General features: G+C 56.8%; 20 protein-coding genes. 12 read left to right on the top strand and 8 right to left on the bottom strand.

Features of this window, described 5'->3' with window-relative positions:
- The first annotated feature begins 122 nt into the window (after positions 1 to 122).
- The gene (locus K0B93_RS15615; RefSeq protein WP_219868201.1) at positions 123 to 1052 is read left to right on the top strand and encodes a hypothetical protein; all 930 of its coding nucleotides are present in this window, start codon (positions 123 to 125) and stop codon (positions 1050 to 1052) included.
- 148 nt (positions 1053 to 1200) lie between these two features.
- Here K0B93_RS15615 and K0B93_RS15610 read toward each other — a convergent pair whose 3' ends face one another.
- From K0B93_RS15610 to K0B93_RS15600, 3 genes are all read right to left on the bottom strand, one after another.
- Positions 1201 to 2592 carry a hypothetical protein gene (locus tag K0B93_RS15610; RefSeq protein ID WP_219868200.1) on the bottom strand — a complete coding sequence of 464 codons (1392 nt, stop codon included), beginning with the start codon at positions 2590 to 2592 and terminating at the stop codon, positions 1201 to 1203.
- A gap of 201 nt (positions 2593 to 2793) precedes the next feature.
- Positions 2794 to 3978 (bottom strand): YncE family protein, encoded by a 1185-nt coding sequence (locus K0B93_RS15605; RefSeq protein WP_219868199.1) that lies wholly within the window; start codon positions 3976 to 3978, stop codon positions 2794 to 2796.
- A gap of 229 nt (positions 3979 to 4207) precedes the next feature.
- The gene (locus K0B93_RS15600; protein ID WP_219868198.1) at positions 4208 to 5077 is read right to left on the bottom strand and encodes a LysR substrate-binding domain-containing protein; all 870 of its coding nucleotides are present in this window, start codon (positions 5075 to 5077) and stop codon (positions 4208 to 4210) included.
- Between the two features lie 240 nt (positions 5078 to 5317).
- On the opposite strand from K0B93_RS15600, the gene K0B93_RS15595 reads away from it, so the two are divergent.
- The 5 genes from K0B93_RS15595 to K0B93_RS15575 all read left to right on the top strand — a co-directional run bounded on the left by K0B93_RS15595 (position 5318) and on the right by K0B93_RS15575 (position 11653).
- Positions 5318 to 6436 carry an S-(hydroxymethyl)glutathione dehydrogenase/class III alcohol dehydrogenase gene (locus K0B93_RS15595; RefSeq protein WP_228743587.1) on the top strand — a complete coding sequence of 373 codons (1119 nt, stop codon included), beginning with the start codon at positions 5318 to 5320 and terminating at the stop codon, positions 6434 to 6436.
- A 398-nt stretch (positions 6437 to 6834) separates the two neighbouring features.
- Entirely contained in the window at positions 6835 to 7770 is a 936-nt protein-coding gene (locus K0B93_RS15590) for an AraC family transcriptional regulator (RefSeq protein WP_228743560.1), read from the top strand.
- Positions 7771 to 7869: 99 nt separating this feature from the next.
- Positions 7870 to 8331, top strand: coding sequence for a (2Fe-2S)-binding protein (locus tag K0B93_RS15585; RefSeq protein ID WP_219868197.1), 462 nt, complete (start codon positions 7870 to 7872; stop codon positions 8329 to 8331).
- The gene (locus K0B93_RS15580; protein WP_219868196.1) at positions 8328 to 10658 is read left to right on the top strand and encodes a xanthine dehydrogenase family protein molybdopterin-binding subunit; all 2331 of its coding nucleotides are present in this window, start codon (positions 8328 to 8330) and stop codon (positions 10656 to 10658) included. The genes K0B93_RS15585 and K0B93_RS15580 overlap by 4 nt, the downstream gene beginning before the upstream one ends.
- Before the next feature lie 2 nt (positions 10659 to 10660).
- On the top strand, positions 10661 to 11653 hold the full coding sequence (locus tag K0B93_RS15575) for an XdhC family protein (RefSeq protein WP_219868664.1): 993 nt from the start codon (positions 10661 to 10663) through the stop codon (positions 11651 to 11653).
- Positions 11654 to 12635: 982 nt separating this feature from the next.
- Here K0B93_RS15575 and K0B93_RS15570 read toward each other — a convergent pair.
- Positions 12636 to 12839 (bottom strand): CsbD family protein, encoded by a 204-nt coding sequence (locus tag K0B93_RS15570; protein WP_219868195.1) that lies wholly within the window; start codon positions 12837 to 12839, stop codon positions 12636 to 12638.
- A gap of 234 nt (positions 12840 to 13073) precedes the next feature.
- Between K0B93_RS15570 and K0B93_RS15565 the strand changes: the two genes are divergently transcribed.
- Together K0B93_RS15565 and K0B93_RS15560 are read left to right on the top strand one after the other, a co-directional pair.
- Positions 13074 to 14363, top strand: a complete 1290-nt coding sequence (locus K0B93_RS15565) for a cation:proton antiporter (RefSeq protein WP_219868194.1) — start codon at positions 13074 to 13076, stop codon at positions 14361 to 14363.
- Between the two features lie 240 nt (positions 14364 to 14603).
- Positions 14604 to 15092, top strand: a complete 489-nt coding sequence (locus tag K0B93_RS15560) for a hypothetical protein (RefSeq protein ID WP_219868193.1) — start codon at positions 14604 to 14606, stop codon at positions 15090 to 15092.
- Between the two features lie 6 nt (positions 15093 to 15098).
- Here K0B93_RS15560 and K0B93_RS15555 read toward each other — a convergent pair whose 3' ends face one another.
- Complete coding sequence (locus K0B93_RS15555; protein ID WP_219868192.1) at positions 15099 to 15770, bottom strand: matrixin family metalloprotease; 672 nt, start codon at positions 15768 to 15770, stop codon at positions 15099 to 15101.
- Between the two features lie 331 nt (positions 15771 to 16101).
- Here K0B93_RS15555 and K0B93_RS15550 point away from each other — a divergent pair, with 331 nt between their 5' ends.
- The gene (locus K0B93_RS15550; RefSeq protein WP_219868191.1) at positions 16102 to 17178 is read left to right on the top strand and encodes a histone deacetylase; all 1077 of its coding nucleotides are present in this window, start codon (positions 16102 to 16104) and stop codon (positions 17176 to 17178) included.
- Between the two features lie 136 nt (positions 17179 to 17314).
- Here K0B93_RS15550 and K0B93_RS15545 read toward each other — a convergent pair whose 3' ends face one another.
- The 3 genes from K0B93_RS15545 to K0B93_RS15535 all read right to left on the bottom strand — a co-directional run bounded on the left by K0B93_RS15545 (position 17315) and on the right by K0B93_RS15535 (position 21126).
- Positions 17315 to 17806, bottom strand: a complete 492-nt coding sequence (locus K0B93_RS15545) for a PRC-barrel domain-containing protein (RefSeq protein ID WP_219868190.1) — start codon at positions 17804 to 17806, stop codon at positions 17315 to 17317.
- A gap of 168 nt (positions 17807 to 17974) precedes the next feature.
- Positions 17975 to 20500 carry a chemotaxis protein CheB gene (locus K0B93_RS15540; RefSeq protein ID WP_219868189.1) on the bottom strand — a complete coding sequence of 842 codons (2526 nt, stop codon included), beginning with the start codon at positions 20498 to 20500 and terminating at the stop codon, positions 17975 to 17977.
- On the bottom strand, positions 20500 to 21126 hold the full coding sequence (locus tag K0B93_RS15535; RefSeq protein ID WP_219868188.1) for a PAS domain-containing protein: 627 nt from the start codon (positions 21124 to 21126) through the stop codon (positions 20500 to 20502). Before K0B93_RS15535 ends, K0B93_RS15540 begins: the two co-directional genes overlap by 1 nt.
- A 244-nt stretch (positions 21127 to 21370) precedes the next feature.
- Between K0B93_RS15535 and K0B93_RS15530 the strand changes: the two genes are divergently transcribed.
- From K0B93_RS15530 to K0B93_RS15520, 3 genes are read left to right on the top strand one after another with little or no spacing between them, the layout of a single operon-like run.
- Positions 21371 to 21769 carry a DUF4398 domain-containing protein gene (locus K0B93_RS15530; protein WP_219868187.1) on the top strand — a complete coding sequence of 133 codons (399 nt, stop codon included), beginning with the start codon at positions 21371 to 21373 and terminating at the stop codon, positions 21767 to 21769.
- The gene (locus K0B93_RS15525; protein ID WP_219868186.1) at positions 21766 to 22626 is read left to right on the top strand and encodes an OmpA family protein; all 861 of its coding nucleotides are present in this window, start codon (positions 21766 to 21768) and stop codon (positions 22624 to 22626) included. The genes K0B93_RS15530 and K0B93_RS15525 overlap by 4 nt, the downstream gene beginning before the upstream one ends.
- A gap of 10 nt (positions 22627 to 22636) precedes the next feature.
- Positions 22637 to 23248, top strand: coding sequence for a PEP-CTERM sorting domain-containing protein (locus tag K0B93_RS15520; protein ID WP_228743559.1), 612 nt, complete (start codon positions 22637 to 22639; stop codon positions 23246 to 23248).
- Positions 23249 to 23298: the final 50 nt, after the last annotated feature.

The raw sequence follows: 23298 nt of genomic DNA, 5'->3' as shown, positions 1-23298 counted from the left end.
ATTAGACGGTAGCTTATAGGTACATAAATCATTCGCCCGGGAATATTTTCCGGGGCGGTAATGCCGGGTGGTCGCATGGTCCGGATGCGATCAAGGTGTATCCCGAAAAGGAGCAGTAAAAAATGGACATGGCAGGCGTGAAGTACTTCTCAATGGCAGTGGCAACGGTTCTTATCACGGGCTGTGGCGGAGGAGGTGGTGGTGGATCGGCGAGTTCGCCAACCCAACTGTCCCTCGACACTCAGGGTTACGGCGATAAAAAGGCTTCGTTGCGGGTTCAGGGTGATTTCCAGGACGCAACGGCGGCCTACTCGGACATCAATGGCGTGGTTTCGCTTGTCGAGGACGTTGAGGTTTCCCTCCAGGCACCTTCCGGTGGCACGGCGGTCGCTACGGCGGCTGCTGAGCCGGAGTACAGCTGCGCAAACGCGGATGGCGTGGTGAATGTTCAGCAGACAGTGGGTTCGACCAGTGAAAGCTATGTGTTTACGTTCAGTAACTGCCAGGTGCAGACGTTCAGCCATGGCTTGCTTCTGCTGAATGGCGAATACCGTACCGATGTGACGGCTTCCAGCAGCGGTTCCTCAGCTACCGTTGTGGAGCGGATCGACATTTCCGGGCAGAAGCTGGATTCCGGTGACGCGCTTGCGATCCTCGGCAGCCAGACGTCGACAATTAGCGTTACCAATGAGTCCGATTACACCGTAACCACGGTATCGCCATCGATGGAGTACCGGCTGGGCAGCGAATACGTCGCAACGCGGGATTCCGAATTCAAGGTAGTCCAGTCCGGTGACGTCATCACACTTTCCATGACAGCCGATCTGGTGAGCTCTGCCCTTGCGGGCTATGTCTCGTACTCCACACCGATCCCCTTAGAGGTGGTGTTGACGGAAGATTGCCCTACCCGGGGACACATTCTTCTGGAAGGGGATGGCACCGTTGAAGCGCGCTACGGGCAGAGCACCGCCCGGGGCTTCGGGCTGGAAGTGCTGGTCAATGGCAGTGAAGTTTCCTACCAGGACACTTGCGGCACGGCGCTGCCGCTCTGAACCGGAAGCGCTCACAGTAGGGAAGGTTAACGGGCAGGGGCATCATGGTGCACAAGGTGACGAATCCTCAGAACCCGTCGGTCGGTGTGTATCCTGAAGTTGCGAAACCTGCGCAGTTCGCTCGGGTGCGAAACGAGGTAGCGTCTACTTACTCCGTGAGCGGCTGCGAGAGAATCCACAGGCTCAGTACGGTCAGGCCGACCATAGCAATTGTCATTGGGATCTGCGAGAGGGCCGCGCGCCGCTTGTCTTTGAACAGCAGGATTGCCCGCCGGTGGGCGACCAGGACCGAAAGCGCGTGCCCCGCGATCAGTGCCGTGAAGGCTATCCACCAGACCTGCTTGGCCCCGATGATGCTGATGTCGATGGACCAGTTCCGCGTGCCGAATACGTCCCATCCCAGGCCGAACGGGTCGGACGCGGCGGGAAAGATCAGCTGTCCCGCGATCAGGAGGTACGAGATGTAGTGCGACAGGTGGTAGGCGACCGCGATAGGAAGGAGGGTTCCGACGAACTCGCGCGCGAGTTGACTGATCGTGAGCCCGCCACCGGCCAACGCCTGCATCAGCACAATCAAAAGCCAGTAGGCTCCGTAGAAACCGGCTATGGTGGTGAAGAGGCCGATGGTGCGTATCACCTGGATCAAATCGGCGCCCTGGGCACGCAGCCAGAGTAGCTGCGGGCGCAGCGATTGCGAGCCGCTCACGAAATCCAGCACCGCGGCCCAGACGGGCGTCTCGGACAAGCCGTCAAAGAGTACAATCCCGATGAGCGCGGTGATCAGCGCCACCTCGCCACGTACAGGCTCGGTCCTCTGCAGGAGGCCCTCGCCCGGCGGACGCAAGCGCAAGGCTGTGCGGCTGGCCACACAGATAGGTGCAAGTCGGGCGAGCACCGCGAAAATGCGGCTCAGTGGGTCGACCACACAGAACCACTCTTTTCCGTAGGCGAGTCCGCCGAGGAGCGCGACCAAGATATAGGCAATCACCAGCAGGCCCACCGCATACGGCTCTTCTGACCAGTCTGATACCAGCTCAATCCAGGCAAGTGCCAGCAGTCCTGTCGGTGCAAGCAAGCCGGCAGCCGACGGCGGTTTGGCCGAACTGCTTCCCCATGGCCGTCCGGCCACCCTCGCCAGGAGCGCCGCCAGCCTGCGGAATGGGTCGACCTGCGGCCAGAGGCAGACCACCAAGGCCGAAAAAAGCACAAATCCTACCCACCAGATCACCCACACCCCGACGGTAGCGAGGTTGCGGACGGCCTCCTGTGGGCCGGAGAAGGCTGCACCTAGGAGGATGGCAAGCCCAAGCACGCCGAAAATGCCGAGAACCGTCGAAAGCACATGGCCAACTCTGGCGGGTATCGGGATGTCCAGATGTACAGGACGTGCCCGCCCGGCGCGCAGGAAGAACAGTGCGCCGAGAAACGAAGCTGCCACCGCCATCCCCGCAGCGGCAAGATACAGGCCGAGCGGCAGCGGCAGGTCGTAGCGCGCGCCAAATGCATGGGCCAGGGTCCGCGACGCAGCAAGAAACGTCACCGCCGCTACCGCAGGCCGCCATCGCGTCATTCAGGCCGAACTTCAATGTAGGCGAGTGCCCTGTCGTTGGTCATTCCGGACAGATCGTATCCGTGCAAATGCAGTTTGGCGCTTGTTATCGTCACCTGGAGTTTCTTCGAACGCATCGCCACCTCCGGGAGGTTTGGCGCAGCGCCGTCGGTCCGGCGCCGCGCCAACCGCCTAGTGTCCGGCTAGGTGGTTCCACTCAGGCAGGAGCGTGAGTGAGTTCGGGTTGAACCCGGCATTCTTGAGGGTGTCCATTGAAGCGACCACCTTGCCGCTCTCCAGATCCACCACCGAGACCGAGCCGTCGCTCATGTCCGGCAGATTGATGAACGAGTTCTGGACGAACCCGTACCTGAAGTCAGACGTGAATCCGACATGGTGCGCGCCGTCGGCTGTGACGATCTGCTGCAGGAGCTTAGGCTTCGTCGGGCCTTCCGAAATGTCGAAGATATGCAGGTGACCGGGCTTCATCGCCGTCGTAACGTACATGCGATCCGGATCGCTGCCATCGTTGAAGTAGATTTCGAGCGGCACACTGGCGCCATGCTCCGCGAAGTTGAAGATCGTCTCGCGATCAAAGTTCTGTGCGTCCGCATTCCAGACCAGCGCTTCCAGCGTATGCCCGAACATATTGGTCACAATCGCAGTCGCCGGCTCGGCACCGGGCACGAAGAACACCTCGACAGGCGCGACCTTGGAGGGCGATTCGGCGTTCGACATCTTGATCTTGCCGAGCGGTTCCAGGTCGGAGGCACGCACCACTGAGATGAACTCGTCCGGGGCGGTCAGGTCCGGCGTGATGGTCGAGGTTACCAGGATGCGGTCAATTGCGCTGTTGACGGCGAGGCCGTGCGGGTAGGTGTCCGTCAACTCGATCTCGCCCACTACTTCGTCGCTTGCGACCTCACCGACAATTACCTTGCCGGAGCCCATGCAGGTCAGATACCAGCGCTCATTCGCTTCGTCCAGGATGACGTCCTCCGCAACGTTGCAGGGTGGCGTTTCGATCGTGGAGAGGCGATAGGGGTTCTTCGTGAGATCGAGAACCTGAAGCGCCGGCTGTTGCAGGCCGGTGATGTAGGCTTTGGTCATGGTGCGGTCGTAGAAAATGTGGTGCGCTACCGTCGCCGGGTCGATCGGGATGTCGGACAGGATGTTACCGAAATTTGGGCTTTCCGGATCAACATCGATGATCGCCAGGCCTTCGCGCCTAGGAATGTCACCCGATAACTTGAGATTCTTGAGTTGGTCGGCCGGCTTGCTCTCGTAATTCATTATGGCCAGGATTTCAGCGGTGGCCGGGCCGATGGAAAGGAATGCTGCCACGGCAGCGAACGTCCAGGGAATTGCATTTTTCATGGGATGCCCTCCTCAGTGGGGCGCGACGAGCCTTGGCATAACCTTAGGCAGTCTTAGATAAAGGTATAGCACCCGTTGGCCGAGAACGCACAGCTTTCAAGCGCTCTTTGATCACGGAAAAACAGAGCCGGCCCGGTCTTTTGTCATTTACGGAGATACTGGAAAACTGAGGGGTTTGACGGCGATGTCAATTCAAACGCAGGCTCTTCTACCGGCTAACCAAAGGTAGTCATCTCAGCTCTTCACCAAGGTAATCAAGCAACATGCGCACCTTGGGAGACAGGTGTCTGTTATGCGGATATAGGGCCCAGATGCCGTCATCCGGTTCGCGGAGGTGGTCCAACAGCGAGACCAGTTGACCGGTTTCGATATAGCGCAAAACATAGTAATCCGGCAGTTGGACGATCCCGATGCCTTTCAGTGCAGCATCGACAAGCGCGCGCCCACTGTTACAACCGAGGTTGCCCTTAACCTTGATGTTGCGCTCTTTACCCTGTTCCTGAAAACGCCAATAGCCCAGAGTTCCTTGCAGGCAGTTATGCTGCGTCAGCTCTGACAGCGAATGGGGCACTCCGTGGGCCGAGAGGTAGTCGGGTGATGCGCAGACATACTGGGTGCGTAAAGCGAGTCGCCTCGCCATCATCGTCGAGTCATTCAGCTTGCCCAGGCGGATGGCCAGATCATAGCCCTCGTCGACGAGATCCAGTGTCTGGTTGGTGAGGTGCAACCTGACATCCAGTTCCGGGTATTTCGCCGCGAAGTTGTTTATCAAAGGGGAGATTGTGCTCTCACCGTAAGTGACCGGCGCAGTAATTTTCAGTTTTCCGGTCGGCGTGCTCTGCAGATTGGTGATGGCGCGCTCGGCCTCCTCCAACCCGTCCAATACCTGCCGGCAGTGTTGGTAGTAGATATTGCCCACCTCCGTCACCGACACCCTGCGTGTGGTGCGATAGAACAACTTGGCCGAAAGCCGGTTCTCCAGTGCGCTGACCTGTCTACTAACCTGGGCAGTTGATATGCCCAGCCGTTTGCCTGCTGCAGTAAAGCTTTCCGCCTCTGCGACCGCAACAAATTCACTGACGCCTTCCCAATTGAACATTTCTACCACCACACACCGGAGCTAGAGATAGGCACGGCATATCTTCCGATAAAATAGGCAACGCCCGCCGTGCGCCAGGCGACTGTGCCGGGGCTGCATTATTACCACATGGCAAAAGTCATTTTATATTCTAACGGATTATCATTTCTGCGGGCATGGATACTATGGTTTCCGACCAAATGGCGGCACGAGCGCTGCACGAACTCACTGACAAAGGTAGGAAAAATCTTCATGACCGAGATGATCAAATCCAGAGCCGCCGTAGCCTGGGGCCCCGGCCAGCCCCTGTCCATCGAAGAAGTGGACGTGATGCCGCCGAAGGCCGGTGAAGTGCTGGTCCGCATCGTGGCTACCGGTGTCTGTCACACTGACGCCTTCACTCTTTCCGGTGATGATCCCGAAGGCATCTTTCCTGCCATTCTGGGCCATGAAGGCGGTGGCATCGTCGAGCAGGTGGGTGAAGGTGTCACCAGCGTGCAGGTGGGTGATCATGTGATTCCTCTGTACACCGCCGAGTGCGGCGAGTGTAAGTTCTGTACCTCCGGTAAGACCAACCTGTGTCAGGCGGTACGTGAAACTCAGGGTAAGGGACTGATGCCGGACGGCACCACCCGCTTTTACAAAGACGGTAAGCCCATCCATCACTACATGGGATGCTCAACCTTCTCCGAATACACCGTGCTGCCTGAGATTTCCCTCGCCAAGGTCAATAAGGAAGCACCGCTGGAAGAAGTCTGCCTGCTGGGCTGTGGTGTCACCACTGGCATGGGTGCTGTGATGAACACCGCCAAGGTCGAGAAGGGCGCCACCGTGGCCATCTTTGGCCTGGGCGGTATCGGCCTGTCTGCCATCATTGGTGCGACCATGGCCAAGGCCAGCCGCATCATCGGCATCGACATCAACGAGAGCAAATTCGAGCTCGCCCGCCAGTTGGGAGCAACCGATTGCATCAATCCGAAAGACTACGACAAACCGATTCAGGAAGTGATTGTCGAGCTGACCGACGGTGGTGTGGACTATTCCTTCGAGTGCATCGGCAACGTGGATGTCATGCGTTCCGCCCTCGAGTGCTGCCATAAGGGCTGGGGTGAGTCCGTCATCATCGGTGTTGCCGGCGCCGGTCAGGAAATCTCTACACGCCCGTTCCAGCTTGTGACCGGTCGGGTCTGGAAAGGCTCCGCCTTTGGCGGTGTCAAGGGTCGTTCCGAGCTTCCAGGTATTGTCGAACGTTATCTGCAGGGTGAGTTCAAGCTCAACGACTTCATCACCCATACCATGGGCCTGGACGATATCAATGAGGCGTTCGAACTGATGCACGAAGGCAAGAGCATCCGCAGCGTCATCCACTTCGATAAATAATCACCATCACAGCCCTACGTGCTTGCTGGCAGCATGTGGGGCTGTGAGAAATGGCTTTCAGAGCTGACCTGTACCGATGAAAACTTCATGCAGAAAGCTGGTGCGCTGCGGGTCGCCTTGCGTAACCCGGAGCAGTATCGTTCAGTTAGATGATAAAGATTACGGGCGATTCAGCAGCTGGTGGCAATGAGCTGAGGTTTTGCGCCAACCGGATCCTCATTGAGGCAAACCGTTCTCGGGGGCTGTCTCGATCCTATTGAATTCTTGCCTGATTCTCCGCGCTAAACGGAAAACAGGTGAAAGCGGGTATGGTAATGAGGTTGAATCAGGATACCCCACAATATGTTGAGCTAATGCACGACCGGGGTGCAACTGTCAGAGTTGGAGGTCAGAAACAAATGGGCAGCATAAAACCGTCTGAAGCCTCAAAAATGGTTGGCGGAGAGGACAGGGGGGTGATCGGACTGGCCAGGAAGATTGACCTTTTAACGGCCGACAGTAACCGACTCGATACGGAAGTGCAGGGGCTGAGCCTCCATCGTTGGGAACACCCCACCGAGCCTACCAGTTACATGCTTGCGCCAAGCATTTGTCTGATCGGGCAGGGTCGGAAGCAAGTGGTTGTGGGCGAAGATGCGTTCGTCTATGACGCCAGCCATTGCCTGATCACTTCAATTGACCTTCCGGTCGTATCGCGAATTCTGGAAGCAAGCCCCGAGAGTCCATACCTGGGGCTGACAATGGAGATCGACCTGCGAACACTCTCCCAGCTTGTGTTGGAACACCCCGCACCCGTGGGGCGCTCCAGCGCAAATTCTCTCGGTATTGCCGTCAGTGGCGTCACCGGGCACCTGTTTGACGCCTTTAATCGATTGCTCGATCTGCTCAGTCATCCCGAAGATATTGGTGCTTTGGCGCCATTGATCCAGCGTGAAATTTTCTACCGTTTACTGATGGGTGAACAGGGCCCCAGGCTTCGCCAGATAGCAGCTTCCGGTCAACACGGCTATCGGGTTGTTCGCACCATAGAGTGGTTGAAACAACACTACAGTAAAGCTATGAAAATCGAGGACATGGCAAGCAGGGCGGGGTTGAGTGTCTCCGCCTTTCATCACCACTTCCGGGCGATGACTTCCATGACGCCCCTGCAGTTTCAGAAGCGGATGCGCCTGAGTGAGGCTCGGCGACTGATGCTGACAGAACACCTGGACGCTTCAAGAGCGGCATTCGAGGTCGGTTACGAGAGTCCGTCACAGTTCAGCCGCGAATACAGTCGAATGTTTGGTGCCCCACCGATGCAAGACATCCGGAGACTGGTGCAGCAATCTGCCTAGTCGAATTCACGTAAAAGGTTAGTAGGAATAGCGCGCTGATGGGTTTGCAAATTGCGTGCATGGGTCGGCAACCCGCAAAAAATCATTAAGGAGAAAACAATGGCTAGTCTGACGATCAATGGACGCCAGCATGAGCTGGACGTTCCTGACAACATGCCCCTGCTTTGGGTCATTCGCGATGTTGTCGGGATGAAGGGTACCAAGTTCGGTTGTGGTATGGCTCAGTGCGGGGCCTGCACAGTCCACATCGACGGCGTCGCAACACGTTCATGCGTGACCCCCGTGTCCGCCGTGACGGGGGAAGTCAAAACCATTGAGGCCATGGCCGACGATCCGGTCGGTAAAAAAGTACAGCAAGCCTGGTTGGACCTCGGCGTGGCCCAATGTGGCTATTGTCAGGGTGGTCAGATCATGAATGCGACCGGGCTGCTAAAAAACAATCCGGAGCCGAATACTCAGGAAATTATAGACGCCATGGCCGGTAACCTGTGTCGCTGTGGGACCTACAACCGCATTCTTGCCGCCATTGAGCGCGCTGCTGGTACGGAGGTGAACTCATGAGCCGCTCAGATAGATTGATGCTTGCCAATGTCAGCCGTCGGGGGCTTTTGAGGGGTATGGCCGGAGCCTCCGCACTTCTGCTCGCGGCTCGATGGGATACCGGCTTTGCCAATGAACAGGCTCAGTTCGGCGCGGGCGCTATGCCCGGTGGGTGGATCGACAATCCCAATGTGTTTATCCAAATCGACGCCGACGGCATCGTCACCTTCATCAACAACCGCGCTGAAATGGGTCAGGGCATTCGCACTAGTCTGGCCATGGTAGCTGCCGACGAACTGGGTGCGGATTGGGGCCATGTTCGCGTTGAGCAGGCGCCTGCAGATCAAGACAAGTATGGCAACCAGAACACAGATGGTTCCCGCAGTATGCGCCACTGGTATGAACCCATTCGACGTTCTGGCGCTGCCGCCAGGCTCATGCTGGAGCGAGCGGCGGCCGATCAGTGGGGCGTGCCGGTGTTGGAAGTCCGCACCGATGTTCACAAGGTGGTTCATTCGGCCACGGGCCGGGAACTGGGTTTTGGAGAACTTGCAGAAGCCGCGCGAGAGCTGGACGTTCCAAGCAGGAATGGACTGATTCTGAAGTCAGAAAATGAGCTGCGTTTCGTCGGCAAGGAGTCAGGCCTGGTCAATGGCAAGCTGATGTCCGCACACCCCAAAGCCCTCGATGGTGAGGACATTGTTTCGGGCAAAGCGGTGTTTGGTGCTGATGTAGATCTTGAGGGCGTTCTCTATGCTGTGATCGCGCGGCCACCGGTCTATGGTGCGGAGATAACGAGCGTTGAAGACAGCGATGCGCTCAAGGTTCCCGGTGTTCAGAAGGTTATCCGGATTGAAACGGCGAACCAGCCTGCAGCCTTCAATCCCCTGGGCGGTGTTGCGGTGGTGGCGTCGAACACCTGGGCGGCGATGGAAGGTCGCAGGGCGCTGAAGATTGAATGGGACCTGGCGGCGGCGGGAGATAATGCCAAATACACTTCAGCGGACTACAAGGCGTCGCTGGAAGAAGCTGCGCAATCCCCCGGTAAGGTCATCCGGCAAACCGGGGATGTCGACTCAGCCCTGAACGATGCCGCAAAAACGGTCTCAGCTACCTATTACATGCCGCACATGGCACAAGCCCCGATGGAGCCGCCAGTGGCGGTCGTTCGGGTCAAGGATGGCGCGGTGGAAGCGTGGGCGCCGGTGCAGAATCCCAAGGCAACTCGCGACGGGATTGCCGGGATACTTGAGATGGACGCGGAGAATGTGACGGTCCATCAAACCCTGCTCGGTGGCGGTTTTGGGCGTAAGTCCAAACCTGATTTTGTCAGCGAAGCCGCCCGGATTGCGAAAGAGTTCGAAGGAACTCCCATCAAACTGCAATGGACCCGGGAAGATGATGTCCAGCATGCCTATTTCCACGCCGTGTCGGTCGATCACCTGAAAGCAGGCCTGGATAGCGAGGGCAATGCAACTGGCTGGCTTCATCGAACACTCTCCCCCAGTATCGCATCGCTGTTTGCACCGGACCCGAAACATAAGGGCGAGTTCGAGTTGGGCATGGGCTTCAACACCATGCCGTTCAGTATCCCGTCGATTCGTCTGGAAAACCCGCCGGCACCGGCCCATGTCCGGATCGGTTGGTTCCGTTCGGTCTACAACCTGCCTCATGCCTGGGCCATTCAGAGCTTTGCCCATGAAATGGCGGAAGCAGCAGGTAAGGATCACCGGGATTATGCGCTGGATCTGCTTGGGCCGGATCGGGAAGTGCACAACCTGACCGTCGGGGATGGCTGGAATTACGGGGAGGATCCGGATCTGTACCCGATCGACACGGCTCGCATGCGGCGCGTCATTGAACGCGCTACCGAGGAAGCGGGCTGGGGCCGCGACACTCCAAAGGGACGGGGCCTGGGCCTGGCCTTTCATCACAGCTTTGTGTCCTACACCGCCATCGTTTTTGACGTGGAGGTGGACGACGCCGGCGAACTCACCATTCATCGGGCGGACATTGCCTTCGATTGTGGGCCCCAGGCCAACCCGGAGCGCATCCGCGCGCAGATGGAGGGCGCATGCGTTATGGGTATCGGTGTTGCTCTGAAGAGCGAGGTGACGTTCCAGGATGGCGTGGCCCAGCAGGGCAACTTTGACAAGTACCTGATCCCGCGTATGCCGGACGTCCCGAAAGTGGTTCGGGTTCACCTGATCGACAACCCGGACGATGCCATGGGCGGTGTTGGCGAACCCGGACTGCCGCCGGTGGCGCCGGCCCTTTGCAACGCAATCTATGCCGCCACTGGAAAACGTATCCGCCGCCTTCCGGTCGGCGACCAGCTGAGCGGATGACCATGCAAAGCCTGGATTATCGGGTCGTAAAGCAGGCCCTGGAATGGCTGGAGGATGGCAGGACGGTGTGGTTGTGTACCGTCCTGTCGACCTTTGGCTCCTCGCCCCGCGAACCGGGGTCGCTCATGGTCGCCACTGCTGAGGGGGAGCATGTCGGATCCTTGTCCGGTGGGTGTGTTGAGGAGGATTTTCTTGCCCGCCTGGCCGCCGGTGACTATGAGTTGCCGGCAGTTATGGTGCGCTATGGCGATCCCGAAGATGCACCTGCAAACCCCCGGATTCGGCTGCCATGCGGTGGCATTCTCCACGTGCTGGTTGAGCGGATGGTCGCCAATGACGGGAACAGAGACCACTGCGGGCAGATTCTTGAAGCGATGAGGTCCGGTGAAAAGGCGCTTGTCCGTCAGGTGAGGCTCACGGATGGCGTGAGGTCGCTTGAAAATGCTCGGCCCACAGGCCCACGGGTGGTCGTTGATGAGCGTGAAGAAACGGTGTGCATTCGTGTAGGCGCGATTTCCAGACTCATCCTGGCCGGCTATTCAACCGTCGCAGAGGCGTGCGCCAGTCTCGCAATGAGTCTCGGCTATCAGGTGGTTCTTTGCGATCCGCGGGAGGAGGTGACTGCCAACGCTCAACTACCCGAAGGGATTGCCTTCGAGCCAGTTTTACCCTCCATGTATATCAGTGCCGAGGGCGCCTGTACGTCCTCCACAGCCGTGGTTGCGACAACCCATGATCCGAAAATTGATGATCTTGCGATGATGGCGGCGGTGAAAACCCCCGCGACCTACATTGGTGTCATGGGCTCGATGAAAACCTCCCGGGCTCGGGCCGAGCGCCTGAGTCGCACTGGAGGGCTCAGCCAGGACGAGATCAACCGAATCCGTATGCCAATCGGCCTTCGACTGGGCAGCAAGACCCCTGCGGAAATTGCACTGGCAATCATGGCCGACATTGTCCGCGTAAGACGCGGCCGTGATCTGGATGAGCTGTGACTTGACAGCGTGGCCCCCGGAGGAACGACCAATGAGATTTTCATCGAAGGCTTCGAAAATCCAGCGGGGCTTCCTCCTGCTTGTCGGCATCTTTTACTCAGGGATGGTTTCCGCCGGCGACAGTGAGCGCACTGATCGCTGAGCGACGCGATTGGTCCGCCCGGCAGGACGCAGTGGCTGAAGCAAGGGAAAAGGCCCAGTAGGTTAAGGAAGAGGGCGTTGACCCGGCTGCGCTGGATGCGGCTGCAGCGAAGGGATTCGGCAATGCGCTATTCGAATATGATGATGACGAAAAATCCCAACTTGATGGTTGAGAATTTCAAAGCAGAAGTTGTAATCGTCTCGACCGTCGTTCATCTTCTGAAATTTTCCGATTGCCATACCCTATGCTGTCGAAGGCAATGAAGCATTCTTTGGGTGCGTTTCGCTTTCGGTCTCTCTGTGATTCAGGAAATAATGATACAGCGCCGCCTTGATCAGGGTTTTTCTAGAATTAACAGCCTTAAAAGAGAAAAAACCAACAATTAGCGCGGTTACCAAGATTCCTCTCCCTGATAGCGCACAGTGTACCTTCGAGATGCTCTGTACTGATCTGGTATCAGGGGCCAAGCAAGTCCTGGGTGTAACTGGTGACTTCTGACCCCCTGAATCCGCCTCGGCTTAGCGAAAACCGAAGAAGGAGAGAATTGCTAGAACGATTACGACTGCACCAACCATATAAACGATATTGTTCATAAGTGATGACCTTTCCTAGAAACTGTAAATTTGGTTGCGCCGCGTTCCCTGCGACGGATGATGCAACTCCTTGTATAGGCAGATCCATCGCCACATCGGGGTTTAGATTGAGGTATCAGCGTTGCCGGGTCTGTACGCTGGCCCACATAGCGCAGGAAAAAATGCTGGTGGGTTTGGTCTGGTAGTTGAAATGCCGCCTGCAAAACAAGCCTGCAGGCAGCCAAATCAGAGTTAGGTGGGGGGTATATCAATGCTTGCGGATTTGTTCGAAGTCCTTGATTTGCTTGTCCGCTTCGTCTCTGGTGACGCCATAAGCCTGCTGAATCTCGCCCGCCAGCTGTTCACGCCGGCCAGCAATCTCATCGAGGCGCTCATCCGTTAGCTTACCCCATTGCTCTTTCACCTTGCCCTTCAGTTCTTTCCAGTTGCCTTCGATGGTGTCCTTGTTCATTTCAGCTCCTTTGGCCCTCTGGCCAGATAATAGGTTCATCGAACGGCGGCCCATTTCCAGACAGAACCATGTGCCACCGTCGTTTCATCGTGCGTTGAAACCGGGTCACGGTCTGTGCGTTCGCAAACACAGACGTGTTCAAGTGGGATAGCGTACAGAGGCCGATCTGCTTTTCAGGCAAATTAGTTCGTAGGAACAAGCTTTTGGAACCTGTCTGAGCCCGAGGTAGTCATTTTGAGTAACGCTGTCTGGTTTGTCGCGATCGGAGCCCTGCTGATTCTTATGGGGACGCGCCCGCCGGTGCTTCAGCGTCTGAATCTGACACCGTCCATGGTCTATTTGAGTGTGGGCGTGCTTCTGGGCCCGTTGATTTTTGGTGTCTTTCATTTTAACCCGCTGAAACAGGCACATCTGCTGGAACTGTTTGCCGAGCTCGCGGTGTTGTTATCGTTGTTTATTGCTGGCACCAAGATGCCGGTGCCCTTCATATGGAACGCATGGCGCGTACCTTTGCGCCTGGCATTCATCTCCATGACCCTCAGTGTCGCGTTGACGGCAGCCTTTGGTTACTACGTGCTAGGACTTCCCGCGGGGGCGGCGATTGCGCTGGGCGGCATACTGGCACCCACCGATCCGGTACTGGCAACGGAAGTTCAGGTCCGGCACATGGGCGATACCGACCCCCTTCGGTTTACTCTGACGAGTGAAGCTGGCATGAACGATGGCAGCGCGTTTCCGTTCGTCATATTAGGGCTTTTGTTGCTCGGTGCGCCGGTCAGCAACGAATTGCTTATAACGTGGGGGCTTAATGAGGTTTTGTGGTCAACGGCCTCGGCGATTGTGGTTGGGCTTTTGGCGGGAAGGCTGCTGGCTCAGTGTGTGCGGGGGCAGCGATGTCTCGAGAAACAGGCCCCGTTGTTGGATGACTTCCTTGGCCTTGGATTGATTGGCCTGACCTACGGGGTCTGCCTGCTGATCGATGCCTGGGGGTTTTTGGGCGTGTTTGTCGCTGCCATTTCGCTGCGGCAATCCGAAATGACGCTGGCCCAGTCCGAAAAGCCTGGCCAAGACACGGAGACAGCGGCGGACTCTTTCGATCAGCCGCATGAAACCATCCGACATCTTCCTACCGGGGTATCGAAAGGCTCGTTGATGTTCAAGGAATCTCTTGAACGCTTGTCCGAACTGGTATTGGTGGTGTTGCTGGGTGGCACGTTGTTCTACGACTCCTGGAGTTTCCGGGCCGTTGGTCTCGGGTTATTCCTGTTTGTGATTGTTCGGCCGGTCAGTGTATTTCTTGGTTTAATCGGCTCCGGGGCACCTTGGCGGCTGCAGATGCTGGTGGGCTGGTTCGGGGTTCGGGGAATCGGTTCTGTCTACTACCTGATGTTCGCCGTTGTCTTCGGCCTGCCGGAAGAATTGGCCCTGGAGCTGATCCATCTCACGCTGGTGGTCGTGGTGCTTTCGATCATCATTCACGGGCTGACCGTCAAACCGATGATGACGCGGTGGTGGGGCCCCTGAAACTCTTTCGTCTCCCTGTGTGTGCTTACGAACAGACGGCACAGTGGTCTAAGCCTGATTCTGGAGAAGTGGGCTTGCACCGAATCGACGCTACACCATTCGCTGCGCCCCGACCCGCGTCCGATCTTCATTGGCGCATTATGGAAATGCAATCTGAGTAATGTAAGCAAGGAGCTTCTCATGATCAGAATCAAGACTGCTGTGATCACTTTATGTCTTCTAGGTGCCTTGCCTCTCGCTGTGTCCGCACAATCCGCAGAGTTTGGCCCGCGAGAGGGCGACCGTGAATTCTCCCTCTCCGGAACCGGCAGTAACGACCGGGATTTCAATAGCGGCAGCTTCGGCGTGACCGGTGATCTGGGTTGGTATTTGCGGGACAACGTAGTAGCCGGTATTCGCCAGAGTCTTAATTATGCCGATATCGAAGGCGAGGCCCTCACCGATGATTTCTGGAACGGCTCAACCCGGGGGTACCTCGACTATCAATTCCTTGACGATCGTGCGCGACCCTTTGTTGGTGCGAGTCTGGGCGGCCTTTATGGGGATGGTGTCAAGGACAGTGCCTTTGCCGGCCTGGAGGGAGGATTAAAGTATTACGTGCAGACCAAGACCTATTTCCTGGCCCGCGCCGAGTACCAGTTTCTGTTCAGCGACTCCAGTGATGCCAGTGATGCTTTTCAGGATGACGGCATCTGGGCCTATACCGTGGGTCTGGGTTATAACTTCTGAACACGGTTACAGTGCTGATTCGGTAAGACCCGGGTCGGTGCCGGTGACCAGTTGACGGTCGCTGGCCCGATGTCCGTACAGGCGCTGTACACCGCGCAGATCACCTGGCTGCAGCTCGGGGAAATTCTCGGTGTAGCGAAAACCCATCACCTGCCCGGATGGGCCGGGGTGGTCCAGCCCGATGGCGTGGCCGATTTCATGAATCAGCGTATAGCGAATATCGTAGGTCTCCGTGTCGCCATCAAAGCCGACTTTCCATTTCTGTTCTGGGTTCAGGCAGACCAACGACTGGTTAATGGCGCGCACACCGTCTTTCTCCCTGGGTGCGAAGGTGACGTTGGCGAATGCTCGCCGACGCGGCTGGCCCTGGGTGCCAAGGATTATGTCTGCCTCTCGGACATTGGCAATCCGGTAGAACGAAAGGTCAGCTGCACGCTCCCAGACCCGGAACGCGGCGGCGGTTTCCTTTACTAGCATCTCAAAGCTCAGATCCCGGCTGGACAGTGCTCTCATCGGCGCCAGAACGCCACAATTGCGGGCGTTTTCAAAGTCCAGCGTTTCATCCGCGAAGGCGTAGCTGATCTTTGCACCCGTGCCCAATTGCTGCTCGCCCCATTTCACCAGATAGCCTTCAAGCTTAAGCAGCCGGTAGCCATCCTGTTGTTCTGAGGCAAACAAGGGCAATGACAGGAGCACACAGGCGGAGACTGTCAGGATATGACTGAGCCGTAAGAAGCGGTCGCTCGGTATCGAAGGACGGTTCATGGGAAAAGATTAAGGGTAACGGCGGAAGATGTCGATGGTAATTTGGTAGGCGGATGTTGATGAGGGCTGATTGTTCAGCGTGAGAATTCCTGCATCGGAAGGTTGGAATGATTCAATTGCTATGTGCGTTGACGTACCGAAGACCTGGCTCTTGTTTAATAAGCTCGATCAGACAAAGCGTTTGCGAACATTCCGGTTTGTAAAGGAAAGCGCCTATATGGGCGGCTCCAGAGAAATGAAAGCTATGACAGCAACAGTATTGGTCTACTATGACATGCGGATGCTCGGTCACAATCCACATGGTTGGGACCCCAGCCATCCCGCCTGGACAGAGGCGGTCAAGGCAATGATTAACCTGCAATATCCCGGCAGCAACCTGGAAACCTACACTCACCCGGAGCGCGCGGAACGACTGACAGCGATCGTTGACCGGCTGATGCTGGAACCAATTGAAGGGGTGCGCTGGATGCTGCCGACGGCGGCGACCATGGCTCAACTGGAGCGCGTTCATGACAAGACCTATGTCGCTCATATTGAGTCATTGAAAGGGGACTCCTGCTGGCTGTCCAAAGACACCACGGCAGTGTCGCCAGGAAGCGTGGAGGCGGCTTGTCTCGCCGCTGGTGCGGGAATCAGCGCAGTCGAGGCCATCTCGACGGGTGAGGCCCGCCGGGCGTTTTGTGTGCTGCGGCCGCCAGGCCATCATGCCCATTCCGACCATGCCTCGGGCTTTTGTCTATATAACAACCTCGCCGTTACCGCTGCCCATGCGCGTGAAAGCCTTGGCTATCAGCGAGTGATGATCTGGGACTGGGATATGCACCACGGTAACGGTACACAGGAAATCTTCTATTCCGATCCTTCCGTGCTGGTGATTGATAGCCACTGTGCGGCGCCCTTCTATCCGGGCAGCGGTTTGCAGAGTGAGAAAGGGGCCGGGGCCGGCATCGGCTATCAACTCAACGTTCCGCTGCCGCTGGGTATCGGCAATGCGGCACTGCTAAAAGTGTTCGATGAGGTGGTAGAGCCTGCGGCGAGGGAATTTCAGCCTGATCTTCTGCTGGTGTCTTCAGGCTTTGATTGCCATTACCTCGACATGACCTGCACCATGGATGAAACGGGCTTTGCGATGCTTACCCAGCGCATGAGCGACCTGGCAGATGAGCTATGCGACGGCCGTCTGGTGCTTTTGCTTGAGGGTGGCTACAACGCCCAGGCCCTGGCTGATAGTGCTCATGCGGTGGTTGAGGTGCTGGCGGGTAGTCGGGTGAATGCCTGCAAAGTCATCCCGGAGGATCCAAGCTGTAGCGGATGCGGCTAACCGTTATCAAAAAAAGAATCGGCTTGTTGACTTGTAGGGCACCCATAAAAAAGGGCAAGGCCTATTCAGCCTTGCCAAAGTACGCTCTCAGATTGTGAGCATTAATCAGATTGCATTAATGTCGACCTGGTCGGGTTTACTTTTGAGTTTCAAATTCCGGAGCCGACATCAGGGTTTCACGGGACTGGTCAATCTTCAGCTCCAGCTCCGTGGCCTTGCCGACTTTCTGCACTTCGTCCCATCCGATCGCAACATCCTTGTCACCCATTCCAAGGAACCCGCCAACGCCGATGACGACGCCGACAACCTGTCCATCCTTGTTAATGATGAGATCTTTCACTTCGCCGACTTCTTCGTCGCCGGAGGTAATCACTGTGACACCCATCAGATTACTCGCCTGTAGGCCGTTGGCAGGGGCGTTAGCCATGTAGCCACGGCTCTTTGTGTAGGACGGATCTGTTTGAGGTGCCTTGGATGCGGATTTCATATCACCCTGGCTTTTTTGCACATCAGGCTGTGACTGCTCAACCTGCTGGCTGGTGGACTCCTGTGCGAGAACTGCGCTGGATCCCAAGGCGATGGCTGGCGTGACCAGTGCATAAAACGCGTATGAACGCATATTTTTCATTGATTTCTCCGTATTCCTCATCTGGGCATAGTCCGCGTCAGCGCCATTGCCGAGCGCGGTCTGAATTACTGCCTTACATCGAATTCAGGATGAGGTTCCAATCTACATCGGGCAGGGCGCCCGGTCTGTTCGCTAGACCACCAAAGCGGTAGATTGGGGCAGAGAAACCTACTTCGATTGAGGCGACAGCGCAGAACTTCGCAAGCTGGATTCCAGTGCTTTCGCCTCTGTTATATCGACCATGGTTATAACCAGGCCGTCGTTCACATTGTCTAGCCTTTGATAGGGCATGATACGGATGGAGAACCAGCGGTCTTCGTTTGTTTTTATCTGTTTTTCACTGACCATCAGGGTATCGAGAGTTTGCTGAGCATCATCCGCCAGCCCGGGATATTCCAGTTTTGTGGTCAGCTCGCTGAGCGGCCGCCCCACATCGCTTTCTCTCAAGCTGATGATGTTGGCTGCGCGGGCGGTGTAGCGGCGGACATTAAGATTCTCGTCCATAAACACGATGGCAATTTCGGTACTGTTCAGCACGTTCTGCATGTCGCTCTGTGCCAGTGCCAGATCGTCCAGTTTGGTTTGCAATTCCGTGTTGATGGTTTGCAGCTCTTCGTTCATTGACTGCATTTCTTCCTTGGACGATGTAAGTTCCTCGTTTGCAGACTGAAGTTCTTCGTTGGTGGATTGCAGCTCTTCATTCGAGGCCTGAAGTTCTTCGCTGGAAAGCCGGGCCTCTTCGCTTAACTGTTCAATGGCCTGCTGATAACGCAAGATTTCATCGGGCTGATCGGTGGCTTTCGCGCCGTCGCGCTTCGAGCGTTTGCGCCGCGTAGTTACAGAGTGGTTCCGGAACACCACCATGGTCATACCCTTTAGAGCCAGTGGTTCATTGAGTGACTGCACGGTTACGTCCACATGCTGTACACCGGCGCCAGTTTCCACGGCCAGGTTGTTTAACTCAACCGGGTCTCGCTGAGTGGCGGCCTGTTTCAATGCCGTGTACAGCGGCGTGCGCAAACCTTCCCTGGCCATGGCATGGATATTCCAGTTGGTTTTGCCAGCGGCCGGTTCCAGGTATTTTCCCGTGCGCCCGCTTATGTAGACGATATCCGCATTCTGGTTAAGCACTACGGCCGCCGGTGAATATCGCTGCAAAAGAAGGTGATCTGCGGCATTCTGAAGATTGTCGCTGTCCCCGATGGGATAGATAGGCGCGGACACGGGTTGCTCCTTGGACAGATTGGAAAGGGGGGGGAAGGATTTCAGCAGAAAACTGGAGCCGTTGATGGAGTTGTGGGGCAGTCTTTCATAGAGCCTTAGCTGTCGCTCAAGTGGCCTGAACAGGTGGTTCAGCCTGCCGACGGTTTCTGAGCTGCCCAACACCAGTAGGCCATTGTTCCGCAGACTGTAATGGAACAGGGGCAGTAGTCGACGCTGCAGCATAGGGTCAAAATAGATCAGCAGATTGCGGCAGGCCAGCAGGTCGAGCTTCGTGAACGGTGGGTCCAGAATGACATCGTGTTGGGCGAACAAGATCTTGTCGCGAATGGTCTGGTTTATCTGGTAATGATGGTTGTCTTTTGTGAAGAATCGGGCCAGACGCTGCTCGGATACCTGGCCGTCAATCATCGAGGGATACCGACCCGCCCGGGCCACGGTGATGGCTTCCAGGCTCAGGTCCGAGGCAAAAATCTGAAAGTTGGCCTGCTTTCCAGGGTGGAGTCGTTCCAGAGTCTCGGTGAAGGTCATGGCTAAGGAATAGGCCTCCTCTCCGGTTGAACAGCCTACCACCCACGCCCTCAGGTTCTCGCCGGGTTCAAGTTGCCCGATCAGTGGTTCAAGTGCGTAATCGCACAGGTAATCCCAGGCATCGGCATCTCGGAAAAAAGAAGTCACACCAATCAGCATTTCCCTGAAAAGCAATTGCACTTCCTGATCGTTGTTCTCCAGGTATCGTGCATAGTCTGGCAAATTGGCAACGCCATGAATCGCCATACGACGCTCTATTCTGCGCAGGACAGTGCTGGGTTTGTACAGGGAAAAGTCGTGCCTGGTGTGTTGCTGCAATATGGCGATGATGGCTTTGATCGGCTCCACCAATTTTGCCGGTGGCCCAGCCTGGTCAGGCTCGGTGACACGTGTGTTGTAGGCCAGTATGCGGCTGGGCAACTCGCTGGCCGGGGCAATAATATCCGCACAACCGGTGGCAATGGCGTTTCGAGGCATGGCATCGAATTCGGCCGAGCTGGGCTCCTGCACAACCGTCAGGCCGCCCACGGCGCGAATGGCTTGCAGGCCCAGCGTGCCATCCGAGCCCATGCCGGAAAGCACCACGGCAATTGCCCGTTCATTGCGAGCGCTGGCCAGAGATGAAAACAACACGTTGATAGGCAGGCGCATGCCCCGGGGTTCCCGGGGCTGATCAAGCTTCAGCCGATCATTCTCAACGGTCAGTTCCGCGTTGGAGGGGATGACATAGACACAATTGGGTAGAATTTCTCTGCCTTGCAGGGCTTCTTGCACGGGCATGGCAGTCACCCGCTGCAACAACTCCGGCAGCAGGGCCTTCTGGGTCGGGTCCAGATGCTGGACCACGATAAAGGCCAGGCCGGTATCGGTTGGCGTATGGCGCAGAAATTCTTCGAGTGCCGCCAGACCACCAGCAGAGGCTCCGATTCCGACAATGCGCATCAGGAACGGGCGGGAGGAGTGTGAGGAGCCGGGTAGTGGGACATCACTATCATAATCAGGTCTCCGCTCGAAATGAGGCTCGCGTTGATCGACAGCTCAAAGCTATCGTTGCCGGCAAGCCAGGCCTTGCAAGTTGCCACGGCCCCGGGCGTCTTAAGCCTCTCTAACAGATCGGCCACATCGCCGCGGCCCGGCGGTGCCAGGTATTGGGTCAGCGTCTGTTCCTCCGAATGCTCTGGCGTGCACCCCAGCAGAGCGACCGCGGCAGCGTTGCTTTCAATCACGCGCCCGTCGCGGGATACCACCAGGCACGCCGCTGGCGCGAATCTATACAGCGCCTGATAATGGGCCAGCTCCTCAGCAAGCTCGATTTCACTGGTCTGAAGTTGTTCAAGCAGCAGATCAAGTTCCACCTGGTGGGTTTGCAGCTCATGCAGCAGCTTTAGTGCATCGGCAGCAAAGTCGGGGTCACTGGCCCGGCGGTATAAAAGCGCCAGTGCTTCAACCCCCAGGGCGCCACCTCCGATTTTAGTCACCTTGTCGGTGCCGCCACGAATCAGATCTTCAGCGTGTAGGCGGAGTTGGGCTCGGTTTTCCGCCCATGAACGTCCTTCATTGTTTGTCATTATCGCTTCCTTCTGTCGCAGATATCTGCTGTTGCCACTCCCATACTACTCCGGGGAGCCCGCCTTCAACAGCCGCCATATCACGTGTGTTCAATATGTTGACCTGTGTGTGTTAGCGAACCGACCCCCCGGACCGGCAATTGTTAAATTGGATCAAATAAGGAGAGTCCGCGAACCGGTTTGGTTTGTGAGTGCCTGAATCTTGATGGGTTCTGGCAGCTCCGGATTAGAAGGGAGTCAGGTTATGAAGTTTTTTATCGCGGGCGTTGTAAACCACCGAATTCCTCTGTTTTTCACTCTTGCTCTGACGGCATTACTGACTGCGTGCGCTTCGGCACCCATACCCCCGACTGAGTCGATGAACGTGGCCAGGGATACCATTGCCAAAGCGGAACAGACCGACGCCCGGCAATACGCTGGTGCCGAGCTGGAAGAAGCCCGTGCACAGTTGGTTATGGCAGAGAAGGCCGTGACTGAGGAGTCCATGACTGAGGCGGACCAGTTGGCCAAACAGGCCAGTGTGGCTGCCAGGCTGGCGATGGCAAGAACAGAGGCCGCCAAAGCGGCGGAAATCAATCGTGAAATGGGGCGCGGCGCCGATGCTCTGGATGTGGAAATGGGTCGTCAGGGAGAGCAAAAATGAAGACTGTATCGCTGTTGAAAAAACCGTTTGTCCGCAAAACCGGTGCCATTGTTGTGCTTTCCTCGCTGTTGCTGAACGCCTGCGCCATGGCGCCTGAAACCGCCCCTGCGGCGCTGGATGTGCGACAGAAGCTGACAGAGCTGCAGCGCAACCCGGCGATGGCCAGTAACGCCCGCATTGAATTGCGTGATGCGGAAGCTGCCGTCGAGCTTGCCGAACAGCCTCTCGACAGCGATGAAGCCACGTTGGTCGACCACCGGGTCTATATGGCCGACCGTATGGTGGAAATCGCCAGAGCCACGGGTACTGCCCGCCAAATGGAAGCCGATCGGAAACGCATGGGTGAAGAACGTGCTGCCGCCAGGCTGGCAGCCCGCACCCTCGAGGCAGATACAGCGCGTGCTGACGCAGATACTGCCCGCAGCTCTGAGATGGCAGCTGCAGCCGTGTCCGCAAAAGCCGCCGAAGAGATGCAAAGGCAGATCGACGAGCTTGAGGCAGAAGCAACAGAACGTGGCCTGGTGCTGACGCTGGGCGACGTATTGTTTGCCACCGGCAGCGCAGACCTGCAGGGCGGGTCTAATCGCAACCTGGAAAAGCTGGTGGACTTTCTCAACACCTATCCGGACCGGGACGTTTTGATTGAAGGCCACACCGACAACGTCGGCAGCGCACAATTCAACCAGACCCTGTCGCTGAAGAGAGCTGATTCGGTCCGCCGTTACTTGACGGATCATGGCGTACAGAGCCGTAGGCTTTCGGTGTCCGGTCTGGGTCTTGAACGGCCTGTGGCTGGCAACGAATCCGCCATGGGTCGCCAGCAGAACCGGCGCGTTGAGGTGATTATTGAAAACTAGGAAACCGGATTTGGTTGAATTCTTTAAAAGCTGTTTTGTTGGCTTCGGCAATCCACGGGAAGGATTTTTTATGAACACACTGAGCCGAATCGTAATCATCGCGGCGGCAGTTGGTGCCTCTGGCCTTGCCCACGCGACCTTTATCGACATTGTAGCCAACCCGGGTGGAGCGTTAGTGCCCGTTTCTGGCGACAATAGGTACGCTGTTCGCGACAGAGGCGCGTTTTCATCAAACCATTCAGAGGCATACAACACCGCCTCTTCCGCACCTGGTGAGGCGTTTAGAGCTTTTTATTCGGCGGGCCTTGGCAAACTCGACTTTGGCTTTTCGTCTGTGAAACCCGTTGGAGCCCCTGCCGGTTCGGTGTCGAACCTTAGCGAAGCCAACCAGGCTCCGTTTTATAACTACACCATTTTCCAAGGCCGACTCGACCATATGATTCTGGGCCTGGACGACAATAATCGAGTCGATGATGACCATGACGACATGCTCGTTATGATGAGAGCCTTCAGTATCCCGGTTCCTGAACCAGGCACACTGGCGCTCTTTGGGCTTGGATTGTCAGGTCTGATCTGCTCTCGCAAGCATCCATTGAAGCGAAAAGTTACTTTTGAAAACTAGGGGGTCTTGATTATGTTGAACTCCTTCAGACCTGTTCATCTCTCACCCAA

The sequence above is a fragment of the Marinobacter sp. F4218 genome, assembly GCF_019443085.1.
Taxonomy (GTDB): domain Bacteria; phylum Pseudomonadota; class Gammaproteobacteria; order Pseudomonadales; family Oleiphilaceae; genus Marinobacter; species Marinobacter albus.
Note: the sequence above shows the minus strand (reverse complement) of the source record. Positions and strands in the feature narration are given on the sequence as shown.

Bases quoted from the DNA above. Each gene is read 5' to 3' on its own strand.
- K0B93_RS15615 (WP_219868201.1), top strand. From the start codon at position 123: ATGGACATGGCAGGCGTGAAGTACTTCTCAATGGCAGTGGCAACGGTT.
- K0B93_RS15605 (WP_219868199.1), bottom strand. From the start codon at position 3,978: ATGAAAAATGCAATTCCCTGGACGTTCGCTGCCGTGGCAGCATTCCTT.
- K0B93_RS15600 (WP_219868198.1), bottom strand. From the start codon at position 5,077: ATGTTCAATTGGGAAGGCGTCAGTGAATTTGTTGCGGTCGCAGAGGCG.
- K0B93_RS15595 (WP_228743587.1), top strand. From the start codon at position 5,318: ATGATCAAATCCAGAGCCGCCGTAGCCTGGGGCCCCGGCCAGCCCCTG.
- K0B93_RS15590 (WP_228743560.1), top strand. From the start codon at position 6,835: ATGGGCAGCATAAAACCGTCTGAAGCCTCAAAAATGGTTGGCGGAGAG.
- K0B93_RS15585 (WP_219868197.1), top strand. From the start codon at position 7,870: ATGGCTAGTCTGACGATCAATGGACGCCAGCATGAGCTGGACGTTCCT.
- K0B93_RS15580 (WP_219868196.1), top strand. From the start codon at position 8,328: ATGAGCCGCTCAGATAGATTGATGCTTGCCAATGTCAGCCGTCGGGGG.
- K0B93_RS15575 (WP_219868664.1), top strand. From the start codon at position 10,661: ATGCAAAGCCTGGATTATCGGGTCGTAAAGCAGGCCCTGGAATGGCTG.
- K0B93_RS15570 (WP_219868195.1), bottom strand. From the start codon at position 12,839: ATGAACAAGGACACCATCGAAGGCAACTGGAAAGAACTGAAGGGCAAG.
- K0B93_RS15550 (WP_219868191.1), top strand. From the start codon at position 16,102: ATGACAGCAACAGTATTGGTCTACTATGACATGCGGATGCTCGGTCAC.
- K0B93_RS15545 (WP_219868190.1), bottom strand. From the start codon at position 17,806: ATGAAAAATATGCGTTCATACGCGTTTTATGCACTGGTCACGCCAGCC.
- K0B93_RS15540 (WP_219868189.1), bottom strand. From the start codon at position 20,500: ATGCGCATTGTCGGAATCGGAGCCTCTGCTGGTGGTCTGGCGGCACTC.
- K0B93_RS15535 (WP_219868188.1), bottom strand. From the start codon at position 21,126: ATGACAAACAATGAAGGACGTTCATGGGCGGAAAACCGAGCCCAACTC.
- K0B93_RS15530 (WP_219868187.1), top strand. From the start codon at position 21,371: ATGAAGTTTTTTATCGCGGGCGTTGTAAACCACCGAATTCCTCTGTTT.
- K0B93_RS15525 (WP_219868186.1), top strand. From the start codon at position 21,766: ATGAAGACTGTATCGCTGTTGAAAAAACCGTTTGTCCGCAAAACCGGT.